Origin of the sequence: Pseudomonas sp. N40(2020) (genome assembly GCF_014472415.1) — a bacterium.
Classification (GTDB): domain Bacteria; phylum Pseudomonadota; class Gammaproteobacteria; order Pseudomonadales; family Pseudomonadaceae; genus Aquipseudomonas.
In genome coordinates this window covers 55464-65901 of sequence record NZ_JACSZV010000038.1, presented here as the reverse complement: position 1 = coordinate 65901, position 10438 = coordinate 55464, and the positions used below count along the sequence as shown (strand labels likewise).

Annotated in this window: 6 protein-coding genes and 2 rRNA genes; 3 read left to right on the top strand and 5 right to left on the bottom strand. The window is 58.6% G+C overall.

All coding sequences use genetic code 11. The features are described 5' to 3' along the window. Positions 1 to 164 precede the first annotated feature (164 nt). From rrf (IAI51_RS21735) to IAI51_RS21725, 3 genes are all read left to right on the top strand, one after another. A 5S ribosomal RNA gene (gene rrf, locus IAI51_RS21735) occupies positions 165 to 280 on the top strand. Positions 281 to 385: 105 nt separating this feature from the next. After that, positions 386 to 501, top strand: a 5S ribosomal RNA gene (gene rrf, locus IAI51_RS21730). 649 nt (positions 502 to 1150) lie between these two features. Beyond that, positions 1151 to 3031: a methyl-accepting chemotaxis protein gene (locus IAI51_RS21725; protein WP_187680330.1), complete on the top strand. Its 1881-nt coding sequence runs from the start codon at positions 1151 to 1153 to the stop codon at positions 3029 to 3031. A 147-nt stretch (positions 3032 to 3178) separates the two neighbouring features. Here the strand turns inward: IAI51_RS21725 and IAI51_RS21720 are convergent, their stop codons facing one another. The 5 genes from IAI51_RS21720 to IAI51_RS21700 form a co-directional block, all read right to left on the bottom strand. Continuing rightward, a complete protein-coding gene (locus IAI51_RS21720; protein WP_187680329.1) occupies positions 3179 to 3646 on the bottom strand; it encodes an SRPBCC family protein in 468 nt (155 codons plus the stop codon). 40 nt (positions 3647 to 3686) lie between these two features. Further along, the gene (locus IAI51_RS21715) at positions 3687 to 7082 is read right to left on the bottom strand and encodes a non-ribosomal peptide synthetase (RefSeq protein WP_187680328.1); all 3396 of its coding nucleotides are present in this window, start codon (positions 7080 to 7082) and stop codon (positions 3687 to 3689) included. 10 nt (positions 7083 to 7092) lie between these two features. Further along, positions 7093 to 8022: a diiron oxygenase gene (locus tag IAI51_RS21710; protein ID WP_187680327.1), complete on the bottom strand. Its 930-nt coding sequence runs from the start codon at positions 8020 to 8022 to the stop codon at positions 7093 to 7095. Then, positions 8019 to 8792, bottom strand: a complete 774-nt coding sequence (locus IAI51_RS21705; protein ID WP_187680326.1) for a DUF3050 domain-containing protein — start codon at positions 8790 to 8792, stop codon at positions 8019 to 8021. The genes IAI51_RS21710 and IAI51_RS21705 overlap by 4 nt, the downstream gene beginning before the upstream one ends. A gap of 761 nt (positions 8793 to 9553) precedes the next feature. Beyond that, positions 9554 to 10264, bottom strand: coding sequence for a GntR family transcriptional regulator (locus tag IAI51_RS21700; RefSeq protein WP_187680325.1), 711 nt, complete (start codon positions 10262 to 10264; stop codon positions 9554 to 9556). Positions 10265 to 10438: the final 174 nt, after the last annotated feature.

Below are 10438 nucleotides of genomic sequence, written 5' to 3'. Positions count from 1 at the left end.
GAGGCTTGACCATATAACACCCAAGCAATTTGCGTCGAAAGGCCAAGTTGCGGTGTGTGAAGACGAAATGAACCGAAAGTTCGATCTTCACAAAACACCGAAAGCTATCACATACCCAATTTGCTGAAGCGAGGCCAGCTGGCCGCGACTCAGTACCCGAATTTCTTGACGACCATAGAGCATTGGAACCACCTGATCCCATCCCGAACTCAGCAGTGAAACGATGCATCGCCGATGGTAGTGTGGGGTCTCCCCATGTGAGAGTAGGTCATCGTCAAGATTAAATTCCGAAACCCCAATTGCGAAAGCAGTTGGGGTTTTGTTTTAGTAGAAGTACCGATTTTTGCTGGCTCGTTACCGTGTTGACGCGCCAGATACAGAATTTCTTGACGACCATAGAGCGTTGGAACCACCTGATCCCATCCCGAACTCAGCAGTGAAACGATGCATCGCCGATGGTAGTGTGGGGTTTCCCCATGTGAGAGTAGGTCATCGTCAAGATTGAATTCCGAGACCCCTGTCTGCTAACGCAGACAGGGGTTTTCTCGTTTACAGGCTTGCAAAAAATAGACGATCAAACCAGCTTTGCGAGCCTTGCTGATACGGCACACCAGATGTAGATGCCAATCCCTGATAGTCCTCAATCAAAACATCCAAGTTTGCGATCATCACTTGTCCGCTGATACCAATGATCGAATACGAGCATGAAAATCTGCTCCCAGATATGACAAAGCCAGCCCCTGAACTTCAAGGGCTGGCTTTTTTATGCACAACGCATTCGCTTGGAACTGATAGCAGGCTGTTGCTGCGACGTTGCGCTTCGCGCATGTAGCAAAAATTCAGACTCGCGTAGGGCGCCACTCAGGACTCGATGGTCAGACTGCCATTAAAGCTTACAGAATGTGCAACTGGCGCCCAGGCATCAGTCAAAAACACCACGCAGCGAACGCTCTAGCACGCCGTTCGGCGGGAATCTTCCGCAAATACCATCCATTTTCCGCACAGCCCTAAGATTTCTCCGACTCGTGCCGACAGACTGGTGAGACATGCGTGCACCAAATCAGAGCAGCCAGAAGAACGCTGCCTGCGCTGTACATGGAATGTTGCATCCCGGAACGCATCCCCACTTTTGCATAAGAAGTCCCATGAAATGAATCTCAAGTTCAGCCATAAAATCCTGTTGGCCGCCTCGGGCGTCGTGGTCCTGGCTTTCGCTTTATTCACTCTCTACAACGACTATCTGCAGCGAAACACCATTCGCCAGAACCTCCAATCCTCCGTGCAGCAGGCCGGTGATCTGACCGCCAGCAGCGTGCAGAACTGGATGAGCGGGCGGATTCTGGTGCTGGAAAACCTCGCGCAGAACGTTGCCCATCAGGGCAAGGACGCCGATTTCCCGGGCCTGGTTGATCAACCGGCCTTCACCTCGAACTTCCAGTTCACCTACGTCGGCCAGGCCAACGGTGTATTCACCCAGCGCCCTGACGCGAAGATGCCGGACGGTTACGATCCGCGTCAGCGCCCGTGGTACAAGCAAGCGGTCGTCGCCGACAAAACCATGCTGACGCCGCCGTACATGGCGGCGGTCGGTGGCCTGGTGGTGACCATCGCCATGCCGGTGAAGAAGAACGGCGAACTGCTCGGTGTGGTCGGTGGTGACCTGAGCCTGGAAACCCTGGTAAAGATCATCAACTCGGTGGACTTCGGTGGCCTCGGCCATGCGTTCCTGGTTAGTGCCGATGGTCAGGTGATCGTCAGCCCGGACAAAGATCAGGTGATGAAGAACCTGAAGGACATCTATCCGAACTCCAGCGTACGCATCGAGAAGGGCAACCAGAACGTGCTGCTCAACGGCCAGGAACGGATCCTGTCGTTCACCCCGGTCAGCGATTTGCCGAATGCTCAGTGGTACATCGGTCTGTCGATCGATCGCGATAAAGCCTACGCCGCACTCAGCCAGTTCCGTACTTCGGCGCTGATTGCCATGTTCGTTGCGGTGGGCGCAATTGCGCTGCTGTTGAGCCTGTTGATCAACGTGTTGATGCGTCCGCTGACCACCATGGGCCGCGCGATGCAGGACATCGCTCAGGGCGAGGGCGATCTGACTCGTCGTCTGGTCGTAGAAAGCAAAGACGAATTCGGCGAACTGGGCAGCTCGTTCAACCAATTCGTTGAACGGATTCACGCGTCGATTTCTGAAGTGTCTTCGGCAACCCGTCAGGTCCATGACCTGTCGCAACGGGTGATGGCGTCGTCCAACGCTTCCATCGTCGGTTCGGACGAACAGAGCGCACGCACCAACAGCGTGGCCGCGGCGATCAACGAACTGGGCGCCGCCACTCAGGAAATCGCCCGCAACGCCGCCGATGCTTCGCAGCACGCCAGCGGCGCGAGCGAGCAGGCCGATGATGGTCGCCAAGTGGTTGAGCAAACCATTCTGGCAATGACCGAGTTGTCGCAGAAGATCAGCCTGTCGTGCACCCAGATCGAAACCCTGAATGCCAGCACCGACAACATCGGACACATCCTCGATGTGATCAAAGGCATCTCGCAGCAGACAAACCTGTTGGCGCTCAACGCCGCCATCGAAGCGGCACGTGCCGGTGAAGCCGGGCGTGGTTTTGCGGTGGTGGCGGATGAGGTGCGTAACCTTGCCCATCGCACCCAGGAATCGGCGGAAGAGATCCACAAGATGATCACTTCGCTGCAGGTCGGTTCGCGTGAAGCGGTGACCACCATGAACGCCAGTCAGGCATCCAGCGAGCAGAGCGTTGAAGTGGCCAACCAGGCCGGTTTGCGTCTGGTCAGCGTGACCCAGCGCATCGGCGAAATCGACGGTATGAACCAGTCGGTAGCGGCCGCCACTGAAGAGCAGACCGCGGTGGTGGAAACCCTCAACGTCGACGTTAACCAGATCAACCTGTTGAACCAGCAGAGCGTGGCCAACCTCAACGAAACGTTGAAGGATTGTGATGCGTTGTCGCAGCAGGCCAACCGCCTGAAGCAGTTGGTCGACAGTTTCAAAATCTGACCTTAAGTCAGACCGCGTTATCGTTCATCGCGGGCAAGCCCGCTCCCACAGGATTCTTGGCGAACACGAAATGTGTGAACGACTTGGACTCTGTGGGAGCTGGCTTGCCAGCGATAGCGGTAGCTCAGTCACCGCCAAACCAAAGCCTTAAACAAACAGCTTCAAAACATTCCCCATCGCATCATCCGCAAACCCCTGCACAAAATCCTTGAACCCCGGCAGCGCCTCGGCCCCACCGCTGGCAGGCTCGGCAATGATCGTCCAGGTCGCCCGCGACGTCCCTGCACCCAACGACTCCACATTCATCGCGGCCCACAGATTGGCCACGCCCAGGGTGTTGTAGATCGTTGTCCAGGTCATGCTCCGCGCCTGCTCATCGCGGGAGTTGAGTTGCTCGACCACCACGTTGCCGTCCTTGAAGAATTTCTTGCGCAGCGAGGACACGCCCTCGCCGGTCAATTCAATGTGCGACAGCGCCGGGATGAATTGATCGAAACCGCCGAAGTTGCCGACCACTGCCCAGACTTGCGCGGCGTCTGTCGGCACTTCTACCGAAGACACAACGTGGCAGCCGTGAGGGTTCTTGATCAGGGTGTCGGGTTGCAGAGTGCTCATGGTGTTGCTCCTTTTTGATGAACTAGATGAACTAGATGAACTAGATGAAGTTGATTTCTTTCAGGTAATCGCAGCCACGACGCAGCAGCGCCGGGGATTTTTCCGGGTAGTGCGCGCCCATCTGCTGGACGCCGGCCTCGGCGTTGGCGTGGCCGATCAAGGAGATGTCGCCGATGTCTTCCTCGAAGCCGTTGAGGTAGAAGCCGAGCACGCCGAACAGCGCGTTGTCGGCATCGACTCGCCCCAGTTGCTGCTGCCAGTCGGCGACGCTGACCAGCGAGAACTCGCTGCCGGTATCGCGAAACGAGGCGACGTAGGCGTCCCAGCTCAACGGCTCGGGGTTGTGCAGGTTGAACACTGCGCGTTGCGCCGAATAACGGCTGGCGTGGAAGGCTATGAAGCGGGCGAGAAAGTCCACCGGCATCAGGTCGAAGTTCAGCGCGAAGGCCGGTACCTGACCAAGCTGGATCGAGCCTTTGAGCATCAGCATCAAGCGGTTTTTGTGCGGCTGGCAGACACCGCTGAGGCTGTTGAAACTGATGTTGCCGGGGCGGTACAGATTGACTCGTACCCCAAGCGTTCGCGCCCGTTCAAGGATGCGTTCACCGACCCATTTCGACAGGTTGTAGCCGTTGCGAATGTAGATCGGCGGCGTAGGCGCGGCGGGCAGTTCCAGCACCCGGCCCGCGTCATCGACCGTGCTTGAAGCCGATAGCGTCGAGACGAAATTGAAGACCTTTTTGCTGCTCCCTTCGCAGAGGCGCAGCAGTTCGAAAATCGGCTCGACGTTGTCCGCCGCCAGTGACTCGTAATCGAGCACGTGATTGACGTTGGCAGCGTTGTGCACCAGTGCGCCGAACTGTTGATCCAGCCGCTGATAATCCACGTCGCTCAGGCCCAATTGCGGACGAGCAATATCCGCCGCGTAAACCCGCACCCGACTCAGGTCCAGATGCTCGAGGCGGTTCTCGCGCAGTGCCTGAGCAAAGCGCTGCGCCGCCGTTTGCTCGGCACCGTCGCGCACCAGGCAGGCCACTTCGCTGGCGCCCCAACCGAGCAGCGCCTCGACGATATGCACACCGACAAAGCTGTTGGCACCGGTGACGATCACCTTGTGCACATCGCCCATGCGGCTGATCGGCAGCGGTTCGATATCCAGCGCCCGCTCAGCATCGGCCATGGCCTGGGCGCTGAGCACGGCGCTGTCATCGGTGCCGCGCACCAGCGTGGCGAGTTTGATGAGAGTCGGCAGTTCGATGAAGCGGTTGATCGAGATGCTGCGGCCGAATTCTTCACGCAAGCGCAGCAACATCCGCGACAACAGAATCGAATGGCCACCGAGATTGAAGAAACTCTCGTCGGTGGAAATGTCGCTGGTCGGCAATTCCAGCAACTCGGCCCAGATCTCCAGCAGCAGTGCTTCGTCTTCATTGGCCGGCAGGCATTTCGGGCCGCTGTCCTGCACGTTCACCTGCAGTTCCAGCAGCGCTTTGCGGTCGACCTTGCCATTGCTGGCGAACGGCATGTTCGGCAGTTCGGTCCACGCCACCGGCTGCATGTAGTCCGGCAGAAATTGCTGCGCGTGGGCCTTCAGGGCATCGCGAGCGTCGTCTGATTGAGGCTGGGCGAGGAACGCCAGAATCCGCCGTTGACTGTCGATCACCACAGCGATTTGTCGGTACAACTGGCTCTCGCGCAGACAGCGCTCGATCTCTTCCGGCTCGACCCGGAAACCGCGGATCTTCACCTGATTGTCGCGCCGGCCGCACAGCTCGATGCCGTGCTCGCCCCACTTGGCCATGTCGCCGCTGCGATAAGCGCGCAACTGCTGGCCGTCCGGTAGCTCCAAGGTCACATAGCGCTCGGCGGTCTGCTGCGGATTGTTCAGGTAACCGAGGCAGACACCGGGGCCGACGATGAAAAGTTCGCCCACGGTCTGTTCGATCACCGGTTGCAGATCATCATCGAGAATCAGCACCTGGCTGTTGGCGATCGGCGCGCCGAGGGTGCGGTTGCTGTCGCCGGGTTTGAGTTGCCGGGCGGTGATCAGCACCGTGGCTTCGGTGGGGCCGTAGAGGTTGTGCAGTTTGCTCTGACGCGTCAGTTGCTCGATGACGAACGGCTCGCAGACATCGCCGCCGGTCATCACCTGTTGCACGCCTTGCAGTTGCTCCAGCGGCAGGATGCTCAACAGTGCTGGCGGCAGGAAGGCGTGGGTCAATTGTCGGCGGCGGATCAGTGCGACCAGTTGCAGCGGATCGCGCCGTTGCGTGTCATCGGGCACCACCAGTTCGGCGCCCATGAGCAGGGTCGGGAAGATGTCGATCAGCGACGAGTCGAAACTCAGCGAAGAGAACTGCAACACGCGACTCTCGGCCTGCATTTGCGTGTAGTCGGCGTACCACGCAGTGAAGTGCGCGAGGTTCGCTTGACTGAGCAGCACACCCTTCGGGTGTCCGGTGGTGCCCGAGGTGTAGAGCGCCATGCACGGCGCATCGAGTTTGGGGCGCTGGCGCATCAACGTTTGCGAAAGGTCGGCGTGGAGGCTGTCGATACGGCTGACATTCAGCCCCGGCATCCTCTCGCTCAGCGGATGCTCACCGTCATGCAGCAACAGCAAGGCGCCGGCGTTCTCCAGGATGTATTGCTGGCGCTGCAAGGGATGGCTCGGCTCCAGTGGCAAGTACACCGCGCCGCTGCCGAGAATTGCCAGAATCGAGGCGAACAGCGCCGGGCTTTTCGGCAGGCAGATGCCGACCACCCACGGTTGTGGATGCTGGTCGAGCATGGGCTGCAAACGCTGTTGAATCGCCCGGCTATGGGCGTGTAACTGGCGATAGCTGATCGTCTGTTCGGCGAGGTGCAGCGCTGGTCGCTCGGGGTGATTGATCAGGCTCTGTTGCAAGCGCTCGATCAGCGGGATTTGTGCCTGTTGCAGCAGCGCCGGATTCGCCGTGGCGTTGAGGCGATGGACGTAGGCCAGGCTGTCGAGGAACAGCAGGTTTTCCATCCGTTCGAAATCCGGCGCAGTCACCGTAGCGGCCTGTTGGAAGTAGTCCGTGTCGCGGGAGTAGCGGCTGACCAGCAATGAAACCTCGTCCACCAGCTGCGTCAGCACCCTTTGTCGCAGTGCCTGACCGTTGCCGGACGGCTCATCGCCAATGGGCACTCGGCTGATCAGCGACGAGCCGAGGAAACACAGCAGATCGAGTGTCGGCAAACCTGCAACGCTCTGCGCACCGATACCTAAACGCAGATGCAGGTGTGGGATTGCGCAGAAATCGCCGGCGGCAATGAAGCCATCGTCGATGATCAAATCCATCGTCGATTTCGCCGCGCCACTGCGCGTCAATGTATGCCCGTGTTGTTCAAGTTCCTGCGCCAGGTCGGTCATGGCCTGGCTGGCGCCCATCAGCAAAATGTCGAGACGTTTCATGTCGGCCTCCTCAAACCAGGTAGTCGCGCAGGGCGTGCTGCACGCATGGCGTGTCGAGCAGCGAGCTGTTGTGGAAGAACTTGACGATGTTGCCCACCAACGGGTGATGGCGATTGATCGGGAAGGCCAGGCCGGCGATTTCGTCCCGGAGCGAACGCCGTGTGGCCTCGTTGACCGGGAGGGCATCGATCAGTCGCAGGTCGAAGGCTTTCTGGATGTCGTTGGTCAGGTAATGGCCGATGAACACCGGCAGGATCTGCGCGATGGTGGCGCGATCTGCGTCGCTGGCGGTGTGCCAATAGATGCGCACCATCCGCGCCCAGAAACTGGAGTGGCGGCCCTCGTCGAGCAGGTGGTCGGCCATCAGGCCCTTGATCGATGGCTTGACCGTATCGTCCCGGGCGAACGCTGCGACGTCGCCGGTCACGGTGTTCTCGGCGATGGCCACGCAGATCAGCTCCACCGCGCTGCGCAGGTGCTCCGGCGCCAGCGCCACGGCGGCGGGGATCGCCCGGCTCAACTCGATTTCATCGGGCAATTCGATCGGCGCGATGCCGGTCATGGCCACCGTTTGCTGCATGAAATCCATCGCCACCAGGGCGTGGTAATCCTCATCGACCACGACGGTCATCGCGTCATAACGGCAAGCGAAAGGAAACGCGACGGCGAAGCGGTTCTTGGCGATGCTGCGCGCGGTTTTGTCGACGATTTCGGTCTCGAAAATCACCACATCGTTGATGAACTTGTACAGCGTCTGCACCAGCGCGAAATCACGCTGCTCGGGGCACTCGCGCAGAAAGGTTTCGCTGAGCACCAGCGGTTGTCGACTGAGCGGATAGATCAGGCGCTCGTCGTTTTCCAGCACGCGGCGCGGGCGAGTGCGGATAGTCGCGCGGCTTTCCCAGGCATCGGCGAACGATTGATAGTCGGCGGCGTTCATTGGGCCACCTCCGCCAAGGGCTCGCGCATGCTCACGCGCAGGCCGTCCCACAGGGCGATGCGGCTTTCGACGGCGGCGATGGCGCTGGCGTAGACCTCGGCTTCGCGCTGCGGGTCGCCATCGACCAGACGCTCAAGCAAGTGTTCAGCCGCCGGGCCGTGATCCTCGGAGTCGACCTCGATGTGCCGCTCCAGGTAGTAGCGAAAGGTCGGCGCCTGTTCGATGCCGATGCCCCAGTCGTCCAGAATTCGCTGGAACATGGTCGGGATCACACTTTCGCGGCCATGCAGAAACGCGGCGGCAACGCTGTGCCCCGGTGCATGCAGGGCAATGCGCAGAGTGGCGCGGACAAACTGCGCGGCGGCAGGATCGACCTCGACGCTTTGCAGTGCCACGTCATAGCTCACGCCTTCCTGTTGCAGCGCGACGAAGCGTTCCACGGCCGAGGTGCTCGCACCGACTTCGCGCATCGCATCCAGGTACAGCTCGAAATGGCTGTAATGACCGTGGCTCAAACGGTTGTCGGATTCCTCACCGAGGACAATCTCGTTGATCAGGCGGGCGGCATGCGGATCACGCGGCGGCAACCAGGGCAGACGAGTACAGGTCAGTTCCTGTTGCAAGCGTTTGGTCAGCGACATGAAATCCCAGACGGCAAACACATGGGTTTCCATGAAACGGCGCAAAACCGCCAAGGAATCGATTTCAGCGAAGATCGGGTGAATGCTGAGTTCGGATTTTTTCAGGGCGAGTTGTTCTTTAGTTGGCATCTTGGTTGGCCTCACAGTTGTTGGAATAGTGGGAGTCGCTCATTCAATTGCGCAATAACGGATAACAACGGCGTGTATGTTTTTTGGTCGAGCTAAAGCCTCATTCGAGTCGATGAAAATTTTGCTATTAGTGCCGTGAAAGTGCTGTTGGCTTGATGCCTTGGCCGGTATGGCCTTGATCGAGTGTCTTGATGAACCAGGCGTGGTACGCCGGGTCGGAGAAAAGCTAATACATCGCAAAACAACTTAACAAGTATATTTTCAATTATTTTTAGTTGTGTGTTTTTCAAGTATGAGAGTCACCGATAAAACTATTTGAATAAGTTTTATTGGGGCGAAGTTGCTCCTTTCAGTCAATAAAGACCAAAATCGAATAAACAGAGTGAATGCCTCACTCGAAGCAGCTTTTTAATAAAGAGAATGAAGTTATTTGAGGGGATGAAAGTTGGCCCGGAACGACGCCGATTCTTTCCTTTTCCCGTGACAAGGCTCCTTCCGTAGGTTCCTGTTGCGGGGACTGCGCCGACGGTGCGGTGCGTCGCCCGTTCTTTATTGGTTTGGCCGTTCAAGAGTGAGGGTAAATGGCCGCCACGGCTATTACCGATTCATCACCGAGAAGGGTGCAAATATCGGGCTGATTGGCGCAGGGAGGTTAGAGCGAAGATGTGGATATGCCAGTGGATTCGTGGCCGGGGAACGGGGGATTTGTAAGTGGGTTATTCGCCGGGAGGACGCAGTGGTCTGATCCCGGCGTGGAAGTTTCAGCGCGCGGCTTTGCGGCTTTGGGCGGCAGGGCTGGCGAGATAGCGGGTGATGACCTCAACGCCGCGGTTGAGGTGTTGTTCGAGCAATGTGATCGAGTGTTCGACATCACGCTCGATGACCGCTTGCAGCATCGCGCGGTGGTCCTCTTGGGACAGCCTGCCCAGGCCCATGGCTTCGAGGTTGAAGCGCAGGAAACGCTCCTCCTCGTTGAGACCCTCTTCGACCAGCCGCAGCAGACGCTGGTTGGGTGCCTTTTTGTACAGCGCCATGTGGAACAAGCGGTTTAGCCGGCCGATTTCCGTGTAATCGTGTTGGGCCTCGAGCTCTTCGATATAACTCGCTGCTTGTGCGTGATCGGCAGCGGTCAGTCGCGGAATGGACTGACGCATGGCTTCGGACTCGAGCAGGATCCGCAACTCGTAGGTTTCCGTGGCATCGCCCTGGATCAGCGGCGCAACCACGGCGCCTTTGTGCGTGGTGACGCTCAATAATTCCTGCGCTTCGAGCTGACGCAAGGCTTCGCGTACGGGCATGCGGCTGACCCCGAACAGATCGGCCAGATCCTGCTGGCGCAACGCTGTGCCGCATGGCAAACGCCCATCAAGGATGGCGGCGCGCAAGGTTTCTTCGATGACGGACCGAGCCAAGTGTGCGGGAATCGGCCCGTCGACTTTGATGCTGTGCAGCGGTTTGGGCTTCTGTGTCACGACTACGCACCCTGTATGTCGGCTTGATTTGGATCCAAAGGACACTAGTGATTGCTCTACAGGTTGTCAAACCGTGTAACGGTTCAGTGCCTTCATCAGTTTAGCGCGGTCGCGATGATCTCATGGTGCCATTGTTTTTTACCGGGCTAAGCTTCACCATCAAACGCTTTCCTT

What these genes read in the sequence shown, in the direction of transcription:
- IAI51_RS21725 (WP_187680330.1), top strand. Translation starts at nt 1,151, where the DNA reads ATGAATCTCAAGTTCAGCCATAAAATCCTGTTGGCCGCCTCGGGCGTC.
- IAI51_RS21720 (WP_187680329.1), bottom strand. Translation starts at nt 3,646, where the DNA reads ATGAGCACTCTGCAACCCGACACCCTGATCAAGAACCCTCACGGCTGC.
- IAI51_RS21715 (WP_187680328.1), bottom strand. Translation starts at nt 7,082, where the DNA reads ATGAAACGTCTCGACATTTTGCTGATGGGCGCCAGCCAGGCCATGACC.
- IAI51_RS21710 (WP_187680327.1), bottom strand. Translation starts at nt 8,022, where the DNA reads ATGAACGCCGCCGACTATCAATCGTTCGCCGATGCCTGGGAAAGCCGC.
- IAI51_RS21705 (WP_187680326.1), bottom strand. Translation starts at nt 8,792, where the DNA reads ATGCCAACTAAAGAACAACTCGCCCTGAAAAAATCCGAACTCAGCATT.